Consider the following 26,496-nt stretch of genomic DNA (forward strand, 5'->3'; position numbering starts at 1 on the left):
TTATGCCTATGGTGAATTTACTATAGGCTTTACTATATGGAAAAATTATGGAGGGATTATTAAAAAAAAATAGAATTTACATCAAAGTAGGATGAAAGATTGGAGGGGTGGTAATGCTTGAGGAGCAATATAAGGAGTCAAAATGGGTAAAGGAAATACTAGCTTTACAAAGACCCGATGGCAGCTGGGGATATTTCCATACCCTAAGCAATCCAGGAAAAAAGCAGGCCATTACCACCGAGCAGGCCTTAAGAAGACTTACAATATTGGGTTTAACAGAGAAGGACGAAGGAATTCAAAAAGCCATCACCTATATAGAGAATTGCTTAAAGGGTATTGTTGATATACCCGACAGAAAAGAAAAATTTAGGGATTGGCACGTCTTTACCTGCCTTATGTTTGCCGCCTGGTTGAAGCTCCTTTCACCTGAAAATAAACTTATGAAGCCTATTGCAGAAAAATGGGCCGCCATTATTGAATTTGCCTTTGCCGAGGGAAAATACTGCCATGAAAAATATATAGAGTATTACATCAAGGTCTTTGGCATAAGGCCCCATAACGGCAGGCTAAGGGATTTTGCCTCCTTTTATCAGGTGGCACTCCTGCAGGGTGTACTGAAGCCTGAAACCGAAAGAAGCTATTTTAAGTATTTGATCAACCTTCCAGGGGGCATATACTATGTCTATGATTTTAAAATAGCTGATCTGCCAAAGGAATTTGCCTCTAAACAGACCAGCCGATATCTTTCTGCCCTTGAGCTATTGGCGGGCTATAAAGCGGCAGGGGAGCAGCTGAGCTTTGCTGTTCGGTGGCTGGAGGAAAACAAAGGCGAAGATGGCTATTGGGATCTAGGCCAGGCAGCTAAGGATGGTGTTAACTTTCCCCTGTCAGACTCATGGAGAAGCCCATCTAATCGTAAAAGGGATTGTACCATTAGAATTACTGCCCTTCTTAAAAAGATGAACTTATCCACCTAGAGCAAAGACCAAAGGAGCGCAGAATAAAATGTTCATAGATTAATGCGTGGAAAGCTAGAATGATTGAACTTTAATCTAAGCAGGGAGGCAGAGAATGAAAAAATTATTGTTAGAAAAATTTACAGATGAGGATTTTGACCTATATTATCAACTAGTAGGAAATGAAAGGGTTATGGCCATGATTACTGAAAGGGCCATTCCATTAGAGGAAGCAAGGAAGGAATACTGCCTGTTATTGGAAAACAATGGGCTTCATTATTCCTTTGGTAATTTTAAAATACTTGAAAACAGTAATTTTATAGGCCTGGCCAAGCTGGAAATCAAAGAAAAGGATTCAAAGGAAGCAGAGCTTGGCTATATGCTATTGCCTCAATATTGGGGAGTGGGAATTGGCAGTAGGGTGGCAAAGATATTAATTAAAAGAGCCAAGGAAGATGGACAGCTTTTGAGCGTTAAAGCAATCATTGACCCCAATAACATTCCCTCTCGAAAAATACTAATTAATAATGGCTTTGAGTCAGTAAAAGTATGTGAAATTGACGGATTGCCAGGGGAGATTTTAAGCATGAGGCTTTAAAGAACAGAAACATCCTTTAGATAGGAGCCTTTCAATAACATCTAAAAAATTCACATCGTAAAATATGAGTCTTTCAGGAAAAATAATACGTCATGATAAAGTAACAGTTATGTCCCTCAATTATGTTTAAAGAAATGAAGCTAACAGGCCGATAGAATATATAGAGATTAAAAACCAAAAAAATTGGGCGTTTATATTTTGATTTAAGGGCTTCAATTTTGAAAGGATGGGTTTCAATGAGTATGAAAATTGATATCAATTACCAGGGTATGCTTTATGCCAGGCGAAAAGAATCGGGTAATAATTTACCAGCTAATCATCTGGCAGGGAAGACAATTGAAGGAGAATTAAATGGAAAGGCCTTTTCATTAACGGTTTCTGATGAGGTAATTGAGCTAAGAAATGAAATGGATAAGTTTATAGAAAATAGCCAGCATGTGAAAAACGCTGACCCAAACGATCTGTTTTCCTACAAGCCTCAGGATCAGTGGCTGATCTTTAGTCAATATTTACACGATAGCAATGCCTTCGATGATCTTTCAAACCAAGAGGTATACGAATTAGAAAAAATACTGAAAAATATTACAGATGGGCTTGACAGCCTTACTTCCGGCGGTATTAGCCTGTATAGTGGTATACATAGGCAGTTGAATTCCTACGAAGCCCAGTTGGAGCTTGCTTCATCTACGGCAGCCCTACAGCATTTTAGCGAAAGATTTTTATCTGGTGATGTGAAGCAGGGCTTTGATTCCCTAATTCAGGATTATGTTAAACATAATCAGGAAAAGGTAGACAATCACCAATCCATTGAAGAACGATTTTATCAAGCCAGGGCACGACTTTCCCTTCCTAAGACAAGCCTGTCTCCACAGCAGGCGAAGGAATTTAGTATTACCAATCAAATTGGGAAATTTCAGCCGGGTAAAGAGGAGCTAATGAAGCTTCAAGAGGACTACCGAGAGCTATTAACAAATTTAAAGGATCACACTAAGGTTTCAGAAATACTTGAAGCGGCAAGGCAGATGACAATAGACTTTGCAACCCAAACCGTAAGCCAGCCCGATAAGGCCGATGCAGGCCAATGGGTCAATAATCGAATCAGCGGGACCCTGGAACGAATTGCAGGCTATTTTGAAATGGTTCTAAAATAATCAATTATCCCCAATACCCTTTAAACAATTTCAATCTGATGAAACCAAAGAACTCCTGTAACAATAGGGGGTTCTTTTTGTGCGCTGACAGACGTACATTTATAGACAACAGTCTATGGAAATTTGCCCTGTCTTTATCTGTGCGCCGTATAACCTTGTAGAACATAGTTCGGGCACCTGCCGACAATAAGAAGAATTCTTTTTATCGGCAAGGTCCCGGATAATCGCACTTTAGGTTTTGATACTAACATCCGATTACCTCCTAAAGATATTAGATTTAATTAGATAAAAAAAGCCGGATAAAATACCGGGTGCAATCCCGACATCTTATCCAGCATATAATTTAAAATATTATATACCCTCCGATGAATAAAATACAGTTTATCACATTGAACAATAGGAGTCAACATCCAAAATGGCTTTTTTCAGTTGTTCATAAACCCATGGAAACAAGGTTTATTCTGCACTACTGCGATTGTCATATTAGTAAACTGGCAAAGGCTAATATGATATAATAGAGGTAGTAGCTGTATTTCAACTAAGGTGAGAACTAGCATTTATCAGACTAAGAATATGAACAGACAGCAAAATAAAAACGTCTAAATGGAGCTCTTATCATCGGGATGGAGCGGAAATTTCAGTAGATGTTTGATATAATACTGTATTAATTTTCTGCTTGAAGGATTAGCAGGGAATAAGAAGGGTGATCGCTTTGTTAGAAAATCAGTTAAGTCAATATAAAGTATTTAATCCTGAAAAGGAAGATTGTCCCATGTGTGACATTTTTAATGAAATCTTCAGTACCTACTCCTTTCAAAAAGAGCTGCGCCTTCCTGAGGAAACCGGGATGGGATATTGCAAAAGAATCATATTAAAGCCCTCAATGGAGATTAACATTACCAACGTGACCTTAAAGGATACCGTTGTACTGGGAGGAAGGGTGGAGCATAACAGCCTTGCCTTTTGCCTGGGGGGATTATTTCCATGGAGACTTGAAGATAATAAAAAAGAATTTGAAATGGAGAGTGGAGAATGTTATCTATTCAGTAAAATGGAAGGAAACGGAATTTGTCGATATGATCAGGGCAAAAGCTTTTCAGGCATCAATATACAACTGGATCAACAGACTATAGCCAGCTTTTTTCAGCATGTGGGAAGAGAAGCAGCCTATAGCAGCCTTGATGGGTGTAGCTTTTATAAAGCTAAATATTCTTCTGCCATAAGGTTGATTCTTAATGAAATAATTAATTGCCATTACCGAGACGAACTTAAAAAAATCTATCTTGAAGGCAAGGTATTGGAACTGATTGCCGTCTTTTTAAACGAATTGATTTTTCAAAGGGAAGAGCCTACTGCCAGTAAGCTTACGTCATCAGACATAGAAGCCCTCCATAGGGCTAGAAAAATTCTTGATGGCAATATCGTCTCTCCACCAACGATCAGTAAGCTGGCCAGAATGGTATATCTAAACGAGTATAAGCTAAAAATCGGCTTTAAAGAGCTCTTTGAAATGCCAGTTCATGCTTACATTATTGACAAAAGAATGGAGCAGGCCCGGATCTTGATGGAAGAGAAAAAGCTGAGGGTAACGGAGGCAGTTCAAAGGGTCGGCTATAGTGATGCCAGCCATTTTGCAAAAAAGTTTAGGAAAAAATATGGAATTAATCCTTCCGAATTAATCAAAGGTAATTAATTAGCTTAGGTACTGGGAGCCATTCCCGGTACCTAAAATACTTTTTGGCATAATATCATTACTTTTCGGCGTAGAAGAAAAGCAATAAATAGGGTAGGATAATTATATGATTATGATTATCAATTTCAATAACAACCTAAAGAAAGAGGTCGAAAGTATGGAAAAAAAACCCAACAACAGTGGGCCAAAGAGTGGGAAAGCAAGGCTACTGGAGATTGCAGCCACAAAGAAACCCCTTGTGATCAGTTCAGGTATATTGTCTGCCCTGGCATCCGTCACTTCCTTTATTCCTTATCTTGCCATCTACTATATTATCAAGGAGGTCATGGGAGTATATCCTGATTTTTCAAATCTGGATGTTCAATGGATTATTACCCTTGGCTGGATTGCCCTTGGGGGTGTACTGGGGAACGTAATCCTTTATTTCGCAGCATTAATGTGTTCTCATCTGGCAGCCTTTGGCACCCTGTATTTGCTAAAGGTAAACTTCGCCTCCCATATTGCCAAAATGCCCCTGGGCTTTCATCTAACCTTTGGGAGCGGTAAGCTTCGTAAAGTCATGGACGAAAACATCGAAAAGATCGAAGGCTTTATTGCCCATCAACTGCCTGACATTGTGGCTTCCATGGTGGCTCCCGTTGTTATGTTTGTGATTTTGCTTGGTGTTGACTGGCGCTTTGGCTTGGCAGCCCTGGTGGGGGTGGCGGTGGCCTTTGGGATCCAGATAAAAGCCTACGGAAACGAAGGGGCTAAGCTCATGATGGACCGATATCAATCCTCCCTTGAGGAAATGAATAATGCCTCCGTTGAATACATTCGTGGGATTACAGTTGTCAAGGTCTTTAAACAGACGGTCTATTCCTTTAGAAGACTCCACGAGACCATTAAGGCCTATACCAGCTATGTGGTTCCCTATACCTTGAGCTGGGAAAATTATATGTCTGCCTTTATGACCATTATAAATAACATCTATTTATTTTTAATTCCGGTGGGAATTCTAATTGGTACAAGAACGGATGATTACAAAGCTTATGCCATGACCTTTATTTTCTATCTTTTATTTGTTCCCTCAATTTCTTCCATCATGATGAAAATCATGTACGTAACCACAGATGGCATGAGAATCTTGAGCGGTATCGAACGGATGGATGATATATTAAATCAAAAAGAATTGCCCCAGACAGCCCAGAGCCAAAATATTCGAGACTATGGTGTAGCATTTAAGGAAGTATCCTTTTCCTACGATGAAGATGGTGAAACAACTGCTTTAAAAAATGTTTCCTTTCAAGCAAAGCAGGGGGAAATCACTGCTATCGTGGGGCCCTCGGGGGGAGGTAAAAGTACCATTGCCCACCTAATTGCAAGATTTTTTGATGTAACAGAGGGCAGTATTGAAATAGGCAAAGTAGATATTCGACAGCTAAAGCTGGAGGATTTAATGGAAGAGGTCAGCTTTGTCTTTCAGGATGTATTTTTATTTAAGCAAAGTATTATGGATAATATTAGAATCGGGAATCAAAATGCCACCGATGAGGAGGTAATGGCTGCTGCCAGGGCGGCACAATGCCACGAGTTTATTGAAAAGCTCCCTAATGGTTATCATACCGTTATTGGGACAAAGGGAGTTCACCTTTCAGGAGGAGAAAGGCAGCGAATTGCCATTGCCAGGGCCATCGTCAAGAATTCATCAATTATTGTTCTTGATGAAGCAACTGCCTTTGCCGACCCGGAAAACGAGCATTTAATTCAAAAAGCCTTTGAAAAGCTGATTTTAAATAAAACCGTCATTATCATAGCCCACCGGCTGGGTACCATAAAAAGTGCCAATAAAATTATTGTGATGGATCGGGGGCATTTGATAGAGCAGGGTACCCATGAAGAACTGCTTCAGCAGAAAGGGAAATATCATACCATGTGGCAAAAATATACAAGGGCCCTAGATTGGAAAATGGACACAGGAAGGGGAATGACAATCAATGCTTAATTTAAAAGATAAATTAATGTTAACCGATAAGGGATACAAGGATCTCAAGAAGGCCATCGGGGCCTGCACCCTTACCAACCTGTCACTAATGCTGCCCTTTGGTATTACCATCCAAATCTTTAGGGAACTGCTAAAGCCCCTGATGGGCGCAGAAATCTCATGGGCAAGGCTGTGGAGCTTCTTTGGCCTGGGGATCATTGCAGCCATTCTGGTGTTTTTGGCTAACAAAAATGACTACAAAAAAACCTATGTTGCCTCCTATAGGGAATCAGAAGCAACCAGAACCCGTGTGGCAGAGCATATTAGAAAACTGCCCATGAGCTTTTTTAACTCCAAGGATTTATCGGAGCTGACTACCAATATTATGGGTGATTGCGCTGTAACGGAGCATGTACTAAGTCATATCATTCCTCAGCTCTTGGCCAATGCTATTTCGATTTCTATTATTTGCATTTGTCTGGCTATTTTTGAGTGGAGATTAGCACTGAGCGTCTTTTGTACCGTACCAATCGCATTTTTGATTATTATACTAAGCAGAAAAATTCAGCAAGGGCTAGGGGAAAAACAGGTGGAATCGAAGCTCAAAGCCTCTGATCAGGTTCAGGAATATTTAGAGGGGATTAAGGTAATTAAATTCTGCGGCTTGGATGGCGCTAAGTTTGCAGCCCTGGATGATGCCCTTCGAAAAATGATGAAAATGTCTATGAAACTGGAATTTGGTGCAGGGGTTTTTGTTACCGGGGCACAAATTGTCCTTCAGGCAGGGATTGGATTAACCGTATTTGTAGGGACCTATCTTTTAACAGGAGGAAAAATTGAATTAATCCCATTGTTAATGTTCTTTTTAATTGTGGTTAGAATATATGGCCCCCTTTTAACGGAGCTAACTCTCTTACCGGAGCTTTTATATATGCAAGTTGCCACCGGCAGGATGAGAACCCTAATGACAACCCCCATTATGGAAGGGGATACAGAGAAGGAAATTACGAAATACAACATTGACCTTCAAGATGTTTCCTTCAGTTATTCTGAAGACCTTAATTCAAAAGAAGCCGTTATTCAGGGCATTACCACCACCATTCCCGCCAAGGGAATTACCGCCCTGGTGGGGCCTTCGGGAAGCGGAAAGAGTACCCTGGCTAAGCTGATAGCAAGATTTTGGGATGTGAATCAGGGAAGCATAAAAATAGGCGGCCTTGATGTGAAGACCCTGGACCCTGAGCATTTGATGGGCTATATGTCCTTTGTTTTTCAAGATGTAGTACTTTTTAACGATACAATTTATAACAATATTCGAATAGGTAAGCTCAATGCCACCAAAGAGGAGGTATTGGCAGCTGCCAAGGCGGCCTGCTGCGACGAATTTATCAGTCGCTTACCCCAGGGCTATGAAACAATCCTTGGAGAAAATGGAAGTACCCTGTCAGGCGGTGAAAGACAAAGAATTTCCATTGCCAGGGCGCTGCTTAAGAATGCACCCGTTGTATTGCTTGATGAAGCCACCGCTTCCCTCGACCCGGAAAATGAAGAACTGATTCAGGAGGCAATATCCAGACTGATTGAAGGGAAAACCGTTATAGTGATCGCCCACCGTCTAAGAACAATAGCCGGAGCTGATAAAATTATCGTATTGGAAAAGGGAAAAATTGCAGAGGAAGGGACCCATGAAGAATTAATTAAGAAAAAGGGGCTCTATCAAAAGCTTTACACCATTCAGCAGGAAAGCCTGGGATGGAGCGTATAAAAATACGTTGGCCCTGGGCCGGCGTTTAGTGATAGGTAAGGTGAAATATTATGAAAAACTCAATGGAAGAGAGCCAGTTTTACGGTAATAATGTCAAGGTAATCAAAAAAGAGGAAAACTGCGTTGTCTATAAAATGAGGGATGCTACCGGGGAAGGCCAGATGACCCGTTATAGCGTGTTCCCAGGTATTGATGTATTATATAATGATTTTCATATGCAAAGCTGCCTGTCAGCGTTTCGCCCTAATGCTGATATGATTGCCATTGACCATTGCCATGAGGGGCGTATAGAGTGGGAGCTTAAAAATGGAACCTATCTGTATTTACAGGAGGGGGATCTTCAAATTGATTCTAAAGAGGGTCATCACAACAAGTTCAACTTTCCCCTTTGTCACTATCATGGTATCACCGTTGCCATCTATATCGAAGAAGCTAAAAAAACCCTGAACAGTGTATTTAATGGGTTTGACGTGGACCTTGGAAAGCTTAGAATAAAATTCTGTATTCTCAACCATCCCTTTATTATGCGGGCCCAGGATTCAATTCGGCATATTTTTTCTGAGCTCTATACCGTACCCGACAGAATAAAAAAGGATTATTTAAAAATCAAAGTACTGGAGCTGTTATTGTTCTTAAGTGTGGTAGAAATGCCCGACAAAGGAGAGGAACCAAGCTATTTTCCCAAAAAACAGGTAGAGACTGTCAAGGCAATGATGAAGTATATGACTGATCATATCGAAAGACATCATACGCTGGAAGAATTATCAAGGCAATTTGGAATTCCCTTAACTGCCATGAAGCGCTGCTTCAAGGGAATTTATGGCACTTCTATCTATGCCTTTATGAGAAATCATCGAATTCAAATGGCTGCCCGCATGCTAAGGGAAACCAATGACAATATTACAACCATTGCCGGCAGGGTAGGATATAACAACCCCAGTAAATTTGCTGCTGCCTTCAAAGATATTATGGGGATGCCGCCGGGAAAATATAAAAGACAATTTTTCTGATTGGAATATACCCTTACCCCTTAGCCCTGGTTTACCAGGGCTACAGTTGTGTAGGGGTAATATTTTTTCTTAATGTTTTTTTGTTTTTAAGTAATAACATAAAACTTAATAAGATATATTTGCATTAATAAGGATATAGATATATCCACTAATGGGGGGCTGTTTATGAAAATAGGTGCAAGTAGGAATTTATTTTTTTTAGGTTTTTTAGGTTTTCTAGGATTCAGAGGGTTAAATAATAATCCACTATATTTTTTATATTTTGCTTTTGGTGGGTATTTTTCTTATTTTTGGTGGTCTAAATTGGGTCAATTTAAGGACGAGCACTTAATAGCTAATAAACGTAAAGCAGCTTCAATAGCCTTTGGAGTATGCTTTGCAATAGCTTTTGTATTAAGCTTTGTAGTTAAGTTATCTTCGTTAGATCTACAATTAAGCTTTAAGATACAATTATTAATAGTGGCCTTTGCTTTTGCAATATCAATAAACCTATGGGCATTTTTAACCTATAAATTTAATTTGGTGGGTTAATAATTTTTTATAAGTTCTAAGCAGGCTTCTGAGCATAAAGTAAGAGATCACCGGGGCCATCTCATATCTTGTACATTTCGATCAAAAGAAATATAATAAGAGCGTTGGAGGGAATTACCATGTATTATCTAACAAAAAGTGAAGCTGCTGTTAGAGGGAGCATTGTTGATAGAATGGTGCTTTATCCTACTTCCAGTGGCCTTGGTGGAGATGTAAAAATGGGATTGTATGATTGATTTCCAAAGAAACCATTAGGCCAAAAGACGAGGGATACAGGAGGGGAAAGGCATGTCAAATAGAATTTTAATCATAGACGATGACACAGAGCTTTGTGCTTTGATAAGAAAATGTGTTATACAGGAAGGGCTGGAGGCCGATATTGCCTTTACGGGCAAAGTGGGGCTGGAAAAAATTGCAGACCAGAAGGATACTTATTGTCTTGTGATTCTGGATGTGATGCTGCCTGGTATCAGTGGGTTTCAAGTGTTAGCAGAACTACGAAAAAACAGTACGGTTCCTGTACTTATGCTGACAGCTAAGGGAGATGAAATAGATAAAGTAACCGGCCTGCGGCTAGGTGCGGATGATTATTTGACAAAGCCCTTTAGTATCAATGAACTGATGGCCCGAATGGAATCCTTGATCAGGCGGTATACAACCTTTAACCAAGCAGTGAAGCCGGAAATTCTTAATCTCAAAAATATGGTAATTGATAAAGGGAACCGAACTGTCTGCATAAGCGGAAAGGGGGTTACCCTTACAAGCAAGGAATTTGATTTACTGGTATTTCTGGCTTCCAACAAGGGATGTGTATTTACAAAAAAACAAATATACAGGCATGTTTGGGAGGATGAATATGCCTTTGATGACAACAATATCATGTCTTTTATCAGTAAACTGAGAAAAAAGATTGAGCCGGATGCAGACCAGCCCTTTTTTATCCTAACTGTACACGGTGTCGGCTATCGCTTTAATAAGGAGGCCTAGCCTATGAGTTGGACACTAATTTTCATTTGTTCCACCCTTTTATGTATCTCAGTCATTATCTATCTTGGGACAAGGCTCTATCGTGTCAGGGAACAGCTTTCTATCATCAAGGAGGCCCTGGAAGATATCAAAAACGGAAATTTGAATCGCCGAATTCTTACGAGAAAAAGTGATATGACGAATAGGATTTGTTATAGCATCAATGAAATTGCCGTAAATGATCAGGCAAAGCTTATTAGGATAAAACAATCGGAACAAGCCTATAAGCGCCTTATGACAAGCCTTTCCCATGATGTCAAAACGCCCTTGACCTCTTTAGTCGGCTACTTGGAGGCCATTCAAGAGAAAATCGTAACGGGAGAGGAAAAGGATGAATATATCAAGGTGGCTTTAGGCAAGGCATACCATCTGAAAGACTTTGTGGAATCCCTATTTGAGTGGGTTAAGCTGGATGCCAGAGAGCAGATATTTCAATTTGAAATTTGTGATTTGAACGAGCTTTCCCGCAATATTTTAACAGAGTGGATACCAACGCTGGAGGATAAAAAGTTTACCTATGAAATTGATATCCCTGAAACGGAATACAGCATACGGTTAGATCGCAATGCCTATATACGCATACTCAACAACCTGCTTCAAAATGTTCTCTTACACAGTGAAGGAAATAGAGTGTTTATTCATATTTCGGCGGATGAAAAACAAGCAGATATTATCGTATCGGACAATGGAAAAGGGATACCCGAAAAGGATCTGTCCCATATTTTTGAACGGCTATATCAAAGTGATGAATCCCGTGGAGGGATTGGTAACGGCCTTGGTCTAGCCATTGTTCAGGAGCTTGTGGCCGTACATAGTGGCAAGATTCGTGTCGAAGTTCCCCCTAATGGCGGTACGATGTTTACAATAACACTTCCAAAGGCTCTGTGATAAAACAGAGCTTTTTTATTTAAAAACAAGAATCTCGCAAGAAAGCGGCAAGGTTTTGGCAAGGTTTATACGATATACTGAAAAGTAGAATGAGGAAGGCTATGGGCATTATAATGCACTTATCAAAAGATAAAAGCAGAAGGAAAGGGAGGGATTTAAATGGATAATCCTATCATCGAAACCCGGCAGTTGACAAAGATATATGGAGATCAAATTGTTGTAAATAAAGTTAATCTTAATGTGCAAAAGGGCCGTATTTATGGACTGCTTGGCCGTAATGGAGCGGGTAAAACCACAGTTATGAGGATGATTTTGGGTCTTACTTCCGTTACCTCCGGCGAAGTCAAGGTTTTTGGTCAAGACATTAAAGGTAATGAGAAGCGTATCTATCCTCGTATTGGGGCCATTATTGAAAGGCCTGGCTTTTATCCTAATCTGACGGGAACGGAAAATCTTGAAATTTTTGCAAAACTCCGGGGAACAACAAAGCCAAACGCAGTAAAAGAAGCGATCGAGATTGTAGGATTGCCTTATAAGGATAAAAAAGTTTTCAGCAAGTATTCCCTAGGAATGAAACAGCACCTTGGAATTGCCAACGCCATCCTACATGACCCTGAGCTTCTTATACTGGATGAACCTACAAATGGTCTTGATCCTATCGGCATTGCTGAAGTCAGGAAATTTATCCGAAGGCTATGTGCTGAACAGGGAAAGACAATTCTAATTTCCAGTCATATTCTTTCTGAAATTTCTTTGTTAGCAGATGATATTGGTATTATCCATAGCGGAGTTTTACTGGAAGAAAGTAGCTTGGCAGAGCTTGAAAAGAAAAACCGTAAATATATCCTGATACAAGTTTCCGATACGGCAAAGGCTGCTTTGGTACTAGAACGCAGGTTTAATGTAAAAGAATACTCGGTACAGGATGATCACACGCTGCGCCTTTACGACACAGCCCTTGACATAGCTGAAATCAACAAAACCCTGATGATGGAAAACATTTCTGTAATAAGCTCACAGCTTTGCAATGACACGCTAGAGGATTATTTTAAAAAAATTACGGGAGGGGAGGGCATTGCTTAGTCTTGTTCAAACGGAGTTTCTAAAGCTTCGCCGCAGGAAATCTATATGGTTGATGCTCGTTGCCGCTTTATTCATGCCCCTTGTCGCCGTATTCTACTTTAGCACGACAAATGGGACAGAGATTAGCCCTATACAGTTTTATAAGTGGACAGCCTTTTCCTATACACCGTGGATTATTCTGCCCCTTGTACTTGGAATGCTTAGTACCATGTTGATGTACGATGAAAATCAAAATGATATGTTAAAGCAGCTATGGATTATTCCTATTAGCAAGGCAGGATACTTTTTCAGCAAACTTATGGTTGTACTGGTTTATTCCCTCTGCTTTATGATGCTTACTGTTGTCAGTTCCATTTTGGCAGGGGTTACAACGGGGATAATTCCCTTTACAGCCGACAGTATTTCTTTTATGTTTATCAAGTGCTTGGAAATCGCCTTATTAACACCTTTGGCTATGATACCCGTACTTACTGTGGCCACCTCGCAGAAAGGCTATATCCTGCCGGTATGCGTGACGATCGTTTATACATTCTTTGGCTTTATTCTGCTGATGGTGAATATGTACATTCATCCCCTTTCCAGCACGACGGCTATTTTTATGCGGGATATTGAGGGAGTTGTTATGAAGGAGTCGGTTCAAATAGGGAAAGCCTTCTTGTGTATCAGTGCATGGGGAACAGCTTCAACGTTGTGGACGATTGCTGAACTTTATAAACGGAAGTAGGTGGATGAAATGAAAACATTATTATGGGCAGAGGGATTAAAACTGAAGCGCTCAAAAATTATATGGATTGCTGTCTTTTCTGCCATCATGGTTGCCTTTATCGTATTGATGCAGGGGCAATTTCAATATTATGGGCAACGTTATGTTGATAGAGCCACATGGTACATGACGGCGACACAATCCTTGGGGAGCCTGTATGTGTTCCCTGCCATCATCGCACTTATGGGCAGCTATATGATTTGCAGGGAAGATCAAGACGATACTATGAAATCTCTTGTTCTGGTTCCTATCAGTGTTTCTAAATTAGTAGGGGCAAAGATGATTGTTACGGCCCTTTTCTCAGTGGGTCTGTACGCTTTCTTATTTGCAGTTACATTGACCGTAGAAGTGGCGCTTCATATTTCTTTACTTGATTTAAATACTGTCCTTAGCTTTGCAAAAATATATCTATTAGAGGGGGTTGGCCTGTTTCTCGCCGTATCTCCCATTATAGCCATTGTATATAGGTTAGAAAAAGGGTACTGGCTTGCTTTGATTTTTGCTGAAATCTATTCGTTCCTTGGCCTTTTTATGGGGATGCAAAGTATGCTTAGCTCTATCTATCCAATCACAGCGGCCTTCTGTGTGGCAGGCTATTATAAATCAACTCCTGTACATTTTGTTATCAGCTTGTTCAGCCTGTTAGCCTGTGGAGCCTTATCGTTATTGATTTTAAAAGGACTAAATAGAACAACATGATAAAGTCTGCCTTTTTGAACGAAAGCAGAACTTTACAGTATTCTTTTCCTAATAAGACAGGTTAAAATAAGCTGAAGCAATTTTCCCTTGTAAATTATTAGAAATTTAATTTATTGTTGATTGCAGTATGTAATACTCTGTATTCCCTTTTAAGAGCAAGACTGGGAAAATCAGTGGAAAATGACGAAAAGCCCTGGGCGTAAGTTGACTTTAGTTATATAATGGAAGTAAAGAGAATAATCATTGAATTTATAGGAAGGGGTCATTGGGGCTGATCTGGGCAATCAATCTAGGGCAGGTTGTTTGAAAACATTGGAGGGATGCAAATGATACGGCGTGCAAAATACGAAGATCTGGAAAGAATCATGGATATATACGCAGCTGCCAGAAAGTATATGGCAGACAATGGCAACGTAACGCAATGGACAGATAGCTATCCTTCAAAGGAAATGCTAGAGGGCGATATCGAAAAAGAACAGTTATTTGTATATGAGGTAAGCAATAAAATACACGGGGTTTTTGCCTTTATAATCGGACCAGAGGAAACCTATTCATATATAGAAAATGGTTCATGGAAAAATGACGCACCCTACGGGACCATTCACCGTGTTGCCAGCGATGGCGTGGTAAGGGGCGTTTTTAGTCAATGTTTGGAGTTTTGTAAAGCAAGAATTCCCAACTTAAGGATAGACACCCATAAAGATAACCATACGATGCAGCGTTTAATAGAAAAAAGCGGTTTTGAAAAATGTGGTATCATATATGTTCAGAATGGAACGCCCAGAATTGCGTATCAATACACGGAATATGAATAAGTTCCATCTAACTGTATGAAATTGTATGAGATGTGGTATAAACTTTTACCACTGAAAAAGTGAGGCACATGGCTTTACTGTATTCAGATCTGAATACTGAAATATGTAAATTATGCCAGGCTTTATCCCTATGGGGTAAGGCCTGGCAATTATGCTTTTATAGCCAATTAAATGTTTAATAATATTATGTTACTAAAACTAAACCAAAACGGTTATTATGTATTGACAATTATGAATTTTTAGTTATATAATCAAATTACAAATATTTGATTGAAGGCGACTTCTATACAAAACCTCTCCTATACACCCACCAAAATGCTTATTATTAATCAATAATAAGCATAAGCTATAGAATGAAAACGTTAACATTTTGCAAACGTTAACATGCTTTACTAAAGGTTCTATGCAGTATTAGTTTATCAAGCATATGGCAGTTTTACTGCATTCTATATGCTCAGGATTAGAGGAAAAGCGGATTAAAGGGACAAAGGCTAAGCTTGCAGAAAAGGAGGGTTGAAAAAATCGAATTGGATCTTGAATAATGATTAAGTCGGTACATTCTAAAGGGAGGTATTGGTAGAAATGAAGAAGTTTAAATTTTGGAGTATATTTTTGTGCTTTACCATGATGGCGACACTGATTATTGGTGGTATGGGTACACAAGGGGCATTGGCAAGCACAGTGCTGTACCAGGATCAATTTAATGGTGCCACAACAAACAATTTGTTTACCACGGCCTATAGAACCTTGCCGGGGGATTCTTCCAAACCAATGTACTTAAGGAGCGGGGGCACGATTACTGCATCGAATGGTCAGGTGACCTTAAATGGAGGCAGAATGGTTATTGGTGCCCGGAGCAGCAATTCCACCACCAGCAGCTATACACCCGGTGGCGTATTCAATCTTTCAAAGCCCTATCGAATCACCATCAGAATTGCTGGAACAGGCGGAACCAGCAGCAAGAAGTTTCAGGTTATGGTCGATAATAATACCACAGGTGGGGCAAATTCTATCCATGGAAGTAATTCAAGGATATTTGACCAAACAGTAGGGTCACTGCCTAGGGGAGTTATCGTAATTGAATCAAATATTGGCACCAATGCATCCTTCCTACAAATTCGTACCGAGAGCGACTCCACTGTTATAATTGATGAAATAAAAATCGAATACCAGGATGGGTCAGGGCCCGTAGACCCTGGAGAGCCTGGGGAACCAGGAAATCCGGGGAATCCAGGAAACCCAGGGAATCCAGGAAATCCTGGAAATGGCGGTACGGCTATGCTGCTTTACTCGGCACCCAATGCCCCAGCCAATGGTCAAGGTACCCTGTCAAGCCCCATTGCATTGACAGAGGCCATTAAGAGAGTTGCTCCAGGGGGAGTCATTTATCTAAGGGGTGGTCAATACAATTATAATCATCAAATTACCATTGAACATGGCAATAATGGAACGGCAAGCCAAATGAAGCAAATCGTTGCCTATGGTAATGAAAAACCGGTGCTGAATTTTTCTTCTCAGCCCTATAATTCCAGTGACCCCAGCAAAAATGCCAGGGGATTGCAGCTAGACGGTAACTACTGGAAAATAAGAGGTATTACCTTCTACGGTGCAGCCGACAATGGCCTGTATATTTCCGGAAGCAACAATATAATAGAGCTTTGTGTTGCAGAGGCCAATCGGGATACGGGGATTCAACTGGGCCGTAGAAATTCTTCCCAAAGTAATATGAGAGATTGGCCCTCTAATAATCTCATTCTAAATTGTACCTCCTTCAATAACGCAGACCCCGATAATTACGAGGATGCCGATGGTTTTGCAGCCAAGCTTACCGTAGGCCCGGGTAATGTGTTTGATGGTTGTATCGCATATAATAATGTAGATGATGGCTGGGATCTATATACAAAATCTGATACGGGACCAATCGGTACGGTGGTCATTAGAAATTCCGTTGCCTTTAATAATGGTATTACCACCAGCGGTGCCAACAGCTCCGGCAGCGATGGAAACGGATTTAAGCTGGGCGGGTCAAGCATTGCCGTAAATCATTTGGTGGAAAACTCCATTGCCTTTAACAATAAGGCCCATGGATTTACCGATAACAGTAATCCTGGTACCATTACCTTAATAAACTGCACAAGCTTTGATAATAGCAAAGCCAATCCGGGTTCCAAGAGCAATTTTGACTTTGCAAGACATTCCCATTCCAACAATGTATTTGTCAATTTACTGTCCTTCACAAGCCAAATAGGGGTAACCGGAAGTGATAAATACAGGGGAACAGGCACCAGCAGCGTATTCTATAATTCCCGAAAATATTATCAAATTACCAATCAAATGAGGGTAGACCAGGCCAACAGTGCCACCAGGGGTACAGAAATTACACCGCCAACTTCAAGGGAATTTGTCAGCCTGGCAGTGCCTACAAACTTAAGAAATATCCACGAAAGCTGGCGAAATGCCGACGGTTCGGTGAATGTTGGAAACTTCCTTAAGCTAGCCAACAACAGCCGCTTTAAAGGGATTGGCGTCGGTGGAAGGGACCTGGGGGCAAATTTAACCAGATAAATTAAGCATCCATATAAAAGTGAGATTTGAGGCTGTTCCAATTATGGAGCAGCCTTTATTTAGGCGTAATGTTCCCTATACTTTGATTCCATCATTTATTTAAAATATTTTAATTTGTATTGCTTCGGAGTCATTTTATATTTGCCCTTGAAAAGCTTAATAAAATAAGAGATATTATCATACCCTAAATTGTAAGCTATATCAGTAACCGATTCATGGGGAAGATACGTTAGAGCCACTTCTAATTTTTTACTTTTAATGTAGTCTGTAAGGCGAATACCAGTATTTTTTTTAAATAAATGTGATAAATGTGATAAGGACATATTCAGACTTTGGGCTAAATCCTCCAGATTAATTTTATTATGAATATTACTGTCAATGTATTGGATCGCTTGTTGAACAGGAAAAGCATTGTTAGAATGTAAAATGTGGTAGGCTGCCTTGTTTTTAATCAGCTCATAGATTAATTTTTGAGCATACAAATCAATTAAGAAGGCTTTGTTTATATCATTGCTCTTCGATACACTGAAGATTTTATGAATATCATCCGCAATATTATATTTATTTTCTCCAAGGAAAAAGTCACTAATCGTAAGGCCTTCCTTTACCTGGTCAGATAAATCAATCTTGCTCAAGACCTCCTTAACTAAATCGTTACTTATTTCAAATACCAGGGCATGGGTATGCTCCTCAATCTCCATATGAACCTTTGTATGGGGGGCCAGCAGCAAGTAATTGTGTTGGTTATAAACAAATATATCATTGGTATTGAGGGTAACCTTCTTTTGTCCATTCAAAATTGTGCAAAAACGGGCATAATGATAGGATTTATAGTCCCCAGAATAATTTTTTGGTAAATCATAATATAAAATTTTAACATGATCTGTTTCCAAACCATCAATCTTTTCTAGTCCATGATCAAATGAATTCAGCATGGGGAACCTCCTGAAATATATGTTAAATAAATATCATAGTCATTCAAAATTGTATTACTTTATTCAATATTGGGTTAGTTTTTAATTGAAAGAGCGTGTATAATGCTATTAAGGGCAGATAGATGTCCTATAGAATGAATCATCTCTAGTATATCAAAGTGTTTATTTTTTAACAATATCAACTTGAGTTTTTTACAATGATTAGTACCTTGGGTCATCTAAATTAACGGATTATCCCTGGTCAAATTTCCTAACGTGGCGTTGTCGTCAGTCACCATATTACCCGATATGGCTTCCTCCTCTGCCTTACTCTTAGAAAATTTGCCTCAGGCCCTATCTGGCCTTTTAAATGACCCAGGGTATTAGAGCAGCATTCCATTAATTTTAAATCTATTACTCGTATCCACAGGGGGGAATCTATGTATGTATCAAATAATTGATAAAAAAAAGCTGAATAAAACTGTTGAGTTAATGAAAATAAAAGCTCCCTTTGTAGCTCGTAAGTGCGAAGCGGGTCAATTTATCATTTTGAGGGTAGATAAAGAAGGTGAGCGGGTGCCCCTTACCATTGCTGACTATGATCGAGAGGAAGAAAGTGTCACCATTATTTATCAAATCGTAGGTTATTCTACTAAAAAATTGAGTCAAAGGCAGATTGGAGATTTCATAGAGGATTTTGTCGGGCCACTGGGTCAAGCAGCACCCCTTCACAATGTTAAAAATGTTCTGGGAATAGGAGGCGGTGTTGGCATTGCACCCCTGTATCCTCAACTAAAAAAAATGAGGGAAATGGGGGCGAATGTAGAGGCAATTTTGGGGGGAAGAAACGAAGAATTAATTATTTTACAAAATGAAATGGAGGGCATATGCAGCCATGTCTACTACGCCACCGACGACGGATCAAAGGGAATGAAGGGGTTTGTTACGGATCAGTTAAAAGCCCTTTTAGATGAAGGGAAAAAATATGATTTAGTCATCGCCATAGGCCCCCTTATTATGATGAAAAATATATGCCAATACACCAAGGAGCTTAATATACCCACCAATGTATCCTTAAATCCCATCATGATCGACGGAACGGGAATGTGTGGGGGGTGTCGTGTTACCGTTGGCGGTCAAATAAAGTTTGCCTGCGTGGATGGACCAGACTTTGATGGTCATACTGTGGATTTTGATGAGGCCATGAGAAGACAGGAGATGTATAAAGAAGAAGAGCATAAATGCAGACTAGCTTTGGAGGGATAATGAATGAACCAACAACTGAAAAAAATACCCATTCAAGAACAACCACCTGAGGTTAGAAATAAGAACTTTCATGAGGTTTCACTGGGGTATACGAAAGAGGAAGCAATGGCAGAAGCCAGGCGATGCTTACAGTGTAAGCATAAGCCGTGTATACAAGGATGCCCGGTCAATGTACCCATACCTGAGTTTATTCAGGCTGTCAGTACGGGAAATTTCAAAGAGGCCTATCGGATTATTACAAAAGAGAATGCCCTTCCGGCCATCTGTGGGCGGGTATGTCCTCAAGAAAATCAATGCGAGGGAAAGTGTGTACGGGGAATAAAGGGTGAGCCTGTGGCAATAGGGCGATTAGAGCGTTTTACAGCAGATTATTTTATGGAGCACCCTAATGAAGAAAATGTTGAAGAAAGTGTATCTAACGGAATAAAGGTGGCGGTCATTGGGTCAGGCCCAGCTGGATTAACCTGTGCATCGGAGCTGGCAAAAAAGGGATATGCGGTTACATTATTTGAAGCCCTGCATCAAACTGGAGGGGTACTCACTTACGGTATTCCAGAATTTCGCCTGCCTAAAAAATTAGTCCATACAGAGGTAGAGAATATTAAAAAGCATGGTGTCAAAATTCATACCAATGTTTTAGTAGGGCGCTCCATTACCATAGACGAGTTAATAAAAGAAGGCTATCGAGCTGTTTTTATAGGAAGCGGTGCCGGACTACCTAAATTTTTGAATATTCCAGGAGAAAACCTGAACGGTGTATATTCTGCCAATGAATTTCTTACTCGGGTTAATCTAATGAAGGCCTACGAGAAAAATGCGGCTACGCCCATTAAAGTGGGAAAAAATGTTGCGGTCGTCGGAGGCGGAAACGTAGCTATGGATGCGGCCAGAACAGCTAAGCGATTAGGGGCAGAAAATGTATATATTATCTACCGAAGAAGTGAGGCTGAGCTTCCGGCTAGGGTAGAGGAGGTACATCATGCAAAGGAAGAAGGTATTATTTTTAAACTATTGAACAATCCTACAACTATTATAGGCAAGAATGGATTTGTAAATGGAATTGAATGTATTCAAATGGAGCTAGGAGAGCCAGACGCTTCGGGTAGAAGGCGGCCTGTCGCCATTGATAAAAGTCAGTTTATCATTCCAGTTGATACGGTAATAGTGGCCATTGGGCAAACCCCCAATCCATTGATCCGACAAACCACAAAAGGGTTAAAAACCCAGCCATGGGGAGGTATTATTGTAGAAGAAGAGACCATGGAAACCAGCAAAGAATATGTATATGCTGGCGGTGATTCTGTTACAGGAGCCGCCACAGTGATTCTGGCCATGGGCGCAGGTAAAACTGCTGCTAGTGCTATAGATAAAAAAATAAAAAAATAAAATGATAAGAGGAGGAGTATGACAATGGCATTACAATGGTTTAGAGTACCAAAGGATATTGTGTTTGGTGAGGGCGCATTAGAATATTTAGCTTCTTTGGAAGGAAAAAGAGCGACCTTAGTTACCGGTGGAAGCTCCATGAAACGATTCGGTTTTTTAGATGAAGCCCAAAAAAACTTGGAAAAAGCAGGCATGAAGGTGTCTATCGTGGATGGCGTTGAGCCGAATCCCTCTGTAGAAACCGTTATTCGTGGCGGAAGGGAAATGAGAGAATTTAATCCAGATTGGATCATTGCTATTGGAGGAGGATCGGCCCTGGATGCAGCCAAAATCATGTGGGTCTATTATGAATACCCAGATACAAAGTTTGAAGATTTAGTGGCTGGCAAATTTCCAAAGCTTAGAACAAAGGCGAAATTCATCGCCATTCCATCAACCAGCGGAACGGCTTCAGAAATTACCGCTTTCTCGGTCATTACTGATACAGAAAATCACATTAAATATCCGTTAGTATCCTATGAAATTACACCTGATATCGCACTGCTAGATGCAAAGCTACCAGCCAAGATGCCAGCCCATATAACAGCGAATACAGGTATGGATGTAATGACCCATGCTGTAGAAGCCTATGTTTCTACCAATGCAACAAGCTATACCGATCCGCTGGCCATGGAGGCAATAAAATTAGTATATCACAAACTTCCCGTTGCCTATGCCGAAGGAGATAATATGAAAGCCAGAGAAGACATGCACAATGCCTCTACCATTGCAGGGATGGCATTCACCAATTCATCCCTTGGCTTAGTCCATAGCTTAGCCCATAAAATTGGCGGAGAGTTTGGAATTACCCACGGTCTTGCCAATGCCATACTGATGCCCTACATCGTGGAATATAATATGAAGGCCACAGATAAATTTGCAGAAATAGAAAAACAATTAGGAGTCAAAGACTTCGTCGAAGCATTAAAGGCCCTAAATAAAAGGGTTGGTATTCCAACTACATTAAAAGAAGTAGATGAAGTTGAGATTTCTGAAGAAAAATTCAATGAAGTATTAGACAGAATGAGCAAAAATGCCTTTGAAGACCCCTGCACACTGACAAATCCAAGGCAATCCTCAGTTGAAGATGTGAAGGAAATCTACAAATCTGCATTTTATGGTACAAGTGCCAAGCATATATAACTCAATAAAATTACTGACAGTCCCCCCTGGCCCCGAAGGCCCAGGGGGGATTGCTTATGTAGTAGAAAAAAACATTGATGTAAAATGCTTAGAAAGGTAGTCTGTAATGAAACTGTAAAAAACAGACCAACAATTGAAATGGTTTTTGTCGATTGAAAATGATATAATGTAGCATAACATAGGTAATTGAGGAAAAAAATGAAATCAATGCTTAATGTTGGCTAAAACAAAGGAAAAGGGGGAATATACTTGAAAAAAATGTTCGTTTTATTAATTGTCCTTTTGATGGTGAATAGTATACCGGTTTATGCCCAAGGTGCTGAGATGGATTCCCCCAAGGAAATCCAGGCAGTGTGGATTGCTACGGTGTTTAATTTAGATTTTCCAAACACGAAAATAAGTCCAGAGGCGCAAAAAGAGGAGTACATAAAGAAAATTGATGCCCTGAAGGCGATGGGGATCAATACGGTAATTGTTCAAATAAGGCCAAAGGCCGATGCCCTTTATCCTTCTGCCATTAACCCCTGGTCTGATGTATTGACTGGTGTTCAGGGGCAAAACCCGGGCTATGATCCCTTACAATTTATGCTGGAGGAGGCCCACAAGCGAGGTATGGAATTCCACGCCTGGCTAAACCCATATCGAGTTACCACATCGGGCACAGATCTGAATCAGCTTTGTGAGAATCACCCGGCCAGATTAAATCCGGATTGGGTCATCACCCATCAAAATGCCCTTTATTATAACCCGGAATTAAAAGAGGTTAAAGAGCATATTGTCGCCACTGTAGAAGAAATTGTCACAAATTACAATGTAGATGCAATCCACTTCGACGATTATTTTTATCCAACCGATTATCCCCTGCCTGCCGGAGAAGGAATAAACGGGCCTGTGGCCAATGCCAGAAGGCAGCATGTTAATGATATGATTCAAGGGGTTAGCGAAGCCATCAAAAAGATTAATCAGGAGGTGCGCTTCGGAATTAGCCCCATGGGGATTTGGAAAAACAATACAGTTGATTTGACCGGGTCTAAGACAGCCGGAAAGGAATCCTATTATTCGGTATATGGTGACACCAGAACCTGGATTAAAAACCAGTGGATTGATTATGTTGTTCCGCAAATCTACTGGGAAATAGGGCATCCCCAGGCAGATTACGAAACCCTGGTTAAATGGTGGTCTAATGAGGTGGCAGGAACCAATGTAGAGCTATATATTGGTCATGGGCTGTATAAGGATCAGGTTGCAGCAGAAATAGATCAACAATTGTTGATTAATCAAAGGTATAGTGAGGTAGGCGGCAGCTTCTACTATGGTATGTCGAATCTGTTGGAGGGCAGATCTGGGTGTAACGATAAAATTATGATGTACAACCAGCTTGTGTCTGAACAGGAAAATCCCTCTGCTACGCAGAATTCGACTTCCAAAACTGGAACGGTAACTGCCAGCGTACTAAATATCAGAGCAGGAGGCAGTACCCAGCATACCATTTTGACTAAGGTCTTAAGAGGGACAAAGCTCACAATTATTGACGAGCTGTCGGGGTGGTACAGTGTTAGGCTGACCAATAACATGACAGGATGGGTAAGTGCTGATTATATTTTGGTTGACTGAAAAAAATACTCCCTTTATGAAATGATCATAAAGGGAGTACTTTTTTTACTCCTTTTCCAATAGCCAGAGTATGCTTACCCCTAGGGCCTCGGCAAGGGCCACCAGTTCAATGTCAGTTACTGGTCTTGTTTTTGCTTCTATTTTTGAAATTGTTGTTTTTTCCAATTCTATGCCACGAACGGCCAGTCGTGCCAATAAATCTGTTTGGGTAATCTTAGGCTTGGAATTATGTCTAGCCTGCCGTACCCGGTTTCCAATTAAATTACGTTGTTTGTTATTGTTTGTCATATAAAAATCACCCGTTTCTGATCTATAAAGTTGATTATAGAGCAAGTTTAATGTTATAATTTGCTTATTGAGCAAGTTTAATGCAATTTATTGGAGGAATAATGAATGAAAAAGGCCGCACTGGAGGAGCACATAGAAAAATTAAGAAAAGAGATTAATCAATTAATGGATCAAAAGGATACATGTGATGAAACAAAGCTGCTGCAAATTAGTCAAGAGTTGGACGAACATATTTTTCAATACCTTCAAATGACAGTAAAAAAATAACAGAACAATACGCCCTTCCCCCTATAGGTCTGTAGCTTCAATTTATCTAAAACCCGTGTAGATAAAAATATGCTATAATAATTAACAAAGCTCTACCTAATGGGTATGGCTGAGAAAGCCCAGACTGAAAATAAAAAATGAAGGCAATAATCAATTGTAATGCACAACCTCCTTAAAACCAATATAAATATTACGATCGTAGTATAATACAAGCCTATTTTGTTGATTCCTGCGGAATTAAGTAAGTCCAGGGATGAGAAGAAGTCAGGGCCGGGTTAAAGAAAGGAGCTAATCATGTATAAGATATTAATTATTGAAGATGATAACACCATTTCAAACATTATAAAAGAGAAGCTGGAAAAATGGGGCTATACGGTTTTAAAGGTCACTGATTTTGCTGATGTTCTTTCTGCCTATACCTCCTTTGAGCCCCATCTTGTGTTAATGGATATAAATCTGCCCTACTATGACGGTTTTTACTGGTGTGGTAAAATCAGGCAGCTTTCCAATGTACCCATTGTATTTATTTCCTCAAGGGACACCGATGGAGATAAGATTCGGGCCATTACCCAGGGCGGAGATGACTATATTGAAAAGCCCTTTTCAATGGATTTGCTGATCGCCAAGATACAGGCCGCTCTGCGAAGGGCCTATTCCTACACCGATCAAGGGCTCAATGTGTTGCAGTATCGAGATCTGATCCTGAATATAGAACATTCACAGGTATTTAATGGTGAAAAAGAAATCGAGCTGACAAGAAATGAGTGTAGAATTCTAGCTCTGCTGGTGAGGAACCACGGTAATATTGTCAGTCGAACTCGAATCATGAAGGCCCTTTGGGATGATGAAAGCTTTGTAGATGATAACACCCTAACGGTTAACGTTAATCGTCTGCGCAGAAGGCTGGAGGAAATAGGGCTAGAAGGCTATATCAAGACCATTAAGGGAGAAGGATATCGATTAATATGAGCTTGAAACAATATTTAAAGGAACGATGGCTAACCTATTCATTTTTTTTTCTGATTTTTATATTTTCACTAGCAGTCTACCATTTAGATCAGCGATTTAATATGGCCAGGTCCAATGCTACTTATTTGTTGGCAGGGTGGAGCCTGTTCTTTGTTATTTTTGTAGGCTTGGATTATACAATTTTAAAAATGCGGGTAAAGCAATTTAAAAAATACTGCCATTTAAAGGCTTCATCAGAGGAACCAGAAGAATTTGGTTATCCGATGGACCAGGAATATGCTGCCCTGGTTCATAGCCTGGTGGTGGAATATGAAGGGTATAAGGCAGATGTCAGGACAAAATCCACCGAGGAACTGGATTTTATCACAAAATGGGTTCATGATGTTAAGGTGCCGATTTCAGCCCTTAGATTAATCCTGGAGGATTATGAAGAAGCAGTTCCGGCGGATTATTATCAAAGCATTGACAGAGAGCTGATATCAATAGAAGAATCGATACAACAGGTCTTCTATGAGCTAAAAACCAATAATTTTCATGATGATTACAAGCTGGCATGGGTCAGCTCAAAGAAATTGATTGCCCAGGCCTTAAAAAGATATTCGAGCTTTTTTAGTTATAAAAAGATCCAGATCTCTTTGGAGGGTGAGGCTGTAGAGGTTTTGACCGATGAGAAATGGAGTGGCTATATTATGTCTCAAATCATATCCAACGCAGTAAAATATACCCCAATGGGTGCTAGTATTAACATTGTTACCAGCTGTAATGACGATGAAACGACGATTACGGTTAGAAATCAAGGGAAAGGAATTTTACCCAAAGACCTGGGGCAGATTTTTAATAAAGGCTATACCGCTTCTGAAAATCGTACTGGGGTTAAATCCACAGGCTATGGCTTATATTTATCAAAGAAGCTCAGCGATCTGCTGGGGCACCGGCTAACAGTTCAATCAAAGTATGGAGAATATGCCCAATTCCAATTATCCTTTAAGGCCTATCAAACCTTGCACCAGGTGACAAAAATGTAAGACAGACCCTTTTAAATGTAAGGTGCTTCGATTCTTACAAATTTGTATATTGGATATAATTATCTCATGAAACGTAAAA

General features: G+C 40.1%; 24 protein-coding genes. 22 read left to right on the forward strand and 2 right to left on the reverse strand.

The annotated features are described in order from the left end of the window. Positions 1–113 precede the first annotated feature (113 nt). The 15 genes from ACYQ1I_RS13030 to ACYQ1I_RS13100 all read left to right on the forward strand — a co-directional run bounded on the left by ACYQ1I_RS13030 (position 114) and on the right by ACYQ1I_RS13100 (position 17,506). Positions 114–977, forward strand: a complete 864-nt coding sequence (locus tag ACYQ1I_RS13030; RefSeq protein WP_459766000.1) for a prenyltransferase/squalene oxidase repeat-containing protein — start codon at positions 114–116, stop codon at positions 975–977. A 94-nt stretch (positions 978–1,071) separates the two neighbouring features. Continuing rightward, complete coding sequence (locus tag ACYQ1I_RS13035; protein ID WP_459766002.1) at positions 1,072–1,554, forward strand: GNAT family N-acetyltransferase; 483 nt, start codon at positions 1,072–1,074, stop codon at positions 1,552–1,554. Positions 1,555–1,790: 236 nt separating this feature from the next. After that, positions 1,791–2,705 carry a hypothetical protein gene (locus ACYQ1I_RS13040; protein ID WP_459766004.1) on the forward strand — a complete coding sequence of 305 codons (915 nt, stop codon included), beginning with the start codon at positions 1,791–1,793 and terminating at the stop codon, positions 2,703–2,705. A 703-nt stretch (positions 2,706–3,408) separates the two neighbouring features. After that, on the forward strand, positions 3,409–4,398 hold the full coding sequence (locus ACYQ1I_RS13045) for a helix-turn-helix domain-containing protein (RefSeq protein ID WP_459766006.1): 990 nt from the start codon (positions 3,409–3,411) through the stop codon (positions 4,396–4,398). A gap of 157 nt (positions 4,399–4,555) precedes the next feature. Beyond that, a complete protein-coding gene (locus tag ACYQ1I_RS13050) occupies positions 4,556–6,382 on the forward strand; it encodes an ABC transporter ATP-binding protein (protein ID WP_459766008.1) in 1,827 nt (608 codons plus the stop codon). Further along, positions 6,375–8,126 (forward strand): ABC transporter ATP-binding protein, encoded by a 1,752-nt coding sequence (locus ACYQ1I_RS13055; RefSeq protein ID WP_459766010.1) that lies wholly within the window; start codon positions 6,375–6,377, stop codon positions 8,124–8,126. The genes ACYQ1I_RS13050 and ACYQ1I_RS13055 overlap by 8 nt, the downstream gene beginning before the upstream one ends. Before the next feature lie 50 nt (positions 8,127–8,176). After that, on the forward strand, positions 8,177–9,136 hold the full coding sequence (locus ACYQ1I_RS13060) for an AraC family transcriptional regulator (RefSeq protein ID WP_459766012.1): 960 nt from the start codon (positions 8,177–8,179) through the stop codon (positions 9,134–9,136). A gap of 165 nt (positions 9,137–9,301) precedes the next feature. Beyond that, positions 9,302–9,667, forward strand: coding sequence for a DUF3796 domain-containing protein (locus tag ACYQ1I_RS13065; protein WP_459766014.1), 366 nt, complete (start codon positions 9,302–9,304; stop codon positions 9,665–9,667). 288 nt (positions 9,668–9,955) lie between these two features. After that, a complete protein-coding gene (locus ACYQ1I_RS13070) occupies positions 9,956–10,654 on the forward strand; it encodes a response regulator transcription factor (protein ID WP_459766016.1) in 699 nt (232 codons plus the stop codon). A 3-nt stretch (positions 10,655–10,657) separates the two neighbouring features. After that, positions 10,658–11,581, forward strand: a complete 924-nt coding sequence (locus tag ACYQ1I_RS13075) for a sensor histidine kinase (RefSeq protein WP_459766018.1) — start codon at positions 10,658–10,660, stop codon at positions 11,579–11,581. Positions 11,582–11,740: 159 nt separating this feature from the next. Then, positions 11,741–12,664 (forward strand): ABC transporter ATP-binding protein, encoded by a 924-nt coding sequence (locus ACYQ1I_RS13080; RefSeq protein ID WP_459766020.1) that lies wholly within the window; start codon positions 11,741–11,743, stop codon positions 12,662–12,664. Then, on the forward strand, positions 12,657–13,388 hold the full coding sequence (locus ACYQ1I_RS13085) for an ABC transporter permease (RefSeq protein ID WP_459766022.1): 732 nt from the start codon (positions 12,657–12,659) through the stop codon (positions 13,386–13,388). Before ACYQ1I_RS13080 ends, ACYQ1I_RS13085 begins: the two co-directional genes overlap by 8 nt. 9 nt (positions 13,389–13,397) lie before the next feature. Further along, positions 13,398–14,126 (forward strand): ABC transporter permease, encoded by a 729-nt coding sequence (locus ACYQ1I_RS13090; RefSeq protein ID WP_459766024.1) that lies wholly within the window; start codon positions 13,398–13,400, stop codon positions 14,124–14,126. 326 nt (positions 14,127–14,452) lie between these two features. Beyond that, positions 14,453–14,941 (forward strand): GNAT family N-acetyltransferase, encoded by a 489-nt coding sequence (locus tag ACYQ1I_RS13095; protein ID WP_459766026.1) that lies wholly within the window; start codon positions 14,453–14,455, stop codon positions 14,939–14,941. Positions 14,942–15,523: 582 nt separating this feature from the next. Continuing rightward, the gene (locus tag ACYQ1I_RS13100) at positions 15,524–17,506 is read left to right on the forward strand and encodes a right-handed parallel beta-helix repeat-containing protein (RefSeq protein WP_459766028.1); all 1,983 of its coding nucleotides are present in this window, start codon (positions 15,524–15,526) and stop codon (positions 17,504–17,506) included. A 95-nt stretch (positions 17,507–17,601) separates the two neighbouring features. Here ACYQ1I_RS13100 and ACYQ1I_RS13105 read toward each other — a convergent pair whose 3' ends face one another. Then, positions 17,602–18,441, reverse strand: a complete 840-nt coding sequence (locus ACYQ1I_RS13105; protein ID WP_459766029.1) for an AraC family transcriptional regulator — start codon at positions 18,439–18,441, stop codon at positions 17,602–17,604. Between the two features lie 423 nt (positions 18,442–18,864). Between ACYQ1I_RS13105 and ACYQ1I_RS13110 the strand changes: the two genes are divergently transcribed. The 4 genes from ACYQ1I_RS13110 (at position 18,865) to ACYQ1I_RS13125 (ending at position 23,868) form a co-directional block, all read left to right on the forward strand. After that, on the forward strand, positions 18,865–19,686 hold the full coding sequence (locus ACYQ1I_RS13110; protein ID WP_459766031.1) for a sulfide/dihydroorotate dehydrogenase-like FAD/NAD-binding protein: 822 nt from the start codon (positions 18,865–18,867) through the stop codon (positions 19,684–19,686). A 3-nt stretch (positions 19,687–19,689) separates the two neighbouring features. Continuing rightward, a complete protein-coding gene (gene gltA, locus ACYQ1I_RS13115) occupies positions 19,690–21,072 on the forward strand; it encodes an NADPH-dependent glutamate synthase (protein WP_459766033.1) in 1,383 nt (460 codons plus the stop codon). 24 nt (positions 21,073–21,096) lie between these two features. Then, complete coding sequence (locus ACYQ1I_RS13120; RefSeq protein ID WP_459766035.1) at positions 21,097–22,254, forward strand: iron-containing alcohol dehydrogenase; 1,158 nt, start codon at positions 21,097–21,099, stop codon at positions 22,252–22,254. Positions 22,255–22,512: 258 nt separating this feature from the next. Next, positions 22,513–23,868 carry a family 10 glycosylhydrolase gene (locus ACYQ1I_RS13125; protein ID WP_459768175.1) on the forward strand — a complete coding sequence of 452 codons (1,356 nt, stop codon included), beginning with the start codon at positions 22,513–22,515 and terminating at the stop codon, positions 23,866–23,868. Between the two features lie 45 nt (positions 23,869–23,913). Here the strand turns inward: ACYQ1I_RS13125 and ACYQ1I_RS13130 are convergent, their stop codons facing one another. Further along, positions 23,914–24,156, reverse strand: a complete 243-nt coding sequence (locus ACYQ1I_RS13130) for a helix-turn-helix domain-containing protein (RefSeq protein ID WP_459766037.1) — start codon at positions 24,154–24,156, stop codon at positions 23,914–23,916. A gap of 105 nt (positions 24,157–24,261) precedes the next feature. On the opposite strand from ACYQ1I_RS13130, the gene ACYQ1I_RS13135 reads away from it, so the two are divergent. From ACYQ1I_RS13135 to ACYQ1I_RS13145, 3 genes are all read left to right on the forward strand, one after another. Further along, on the forward strand, positions 24,262–24,423 hold the full coding sequence (locus ACYQ1I_RS13135) for an aspartyl-phosphate phosphatase Spo0E family protein (protein WP_459766039.1): 162 nt from the start codon (positions 24,262–24,264) through the stop codon (positions 24,421–24,423). Between the two features lie 294 nt (positions 24,424–24,717). Next, complete coding sequence (locus ACYQ1I_RS13140) at positions 24,718–25,392, forward strand: response regulator transcription factor (RefSeq protein ID WP_459766041.1); 675 nt, start codon at positions 24,718–24,720, stop codon at positions 25,390–25,392. Continuing rightward, on the forward strand, positions 25,389–26,417 hold the full coding sequence (locus ACYQ1I_RS13145; RefSeq protein WP_459766043.1) for a sensor histidine kinase: 1,029 nt from the start codon (positions 25,389–25,391) through the stop codon (positions 26,415–26,417). The genes ACYQ1I_RS13140 and ACYQ1I_RS13145 overlap by 4 nt, the downstream gene beginning before the upstream one ends. The last annotated feature ends 79 nt before the right edge of the window (positions 26,418–26,496 follow it).

This window comes from Alkaliphilus crotonatoxidans (assembly GCF_054658015.1).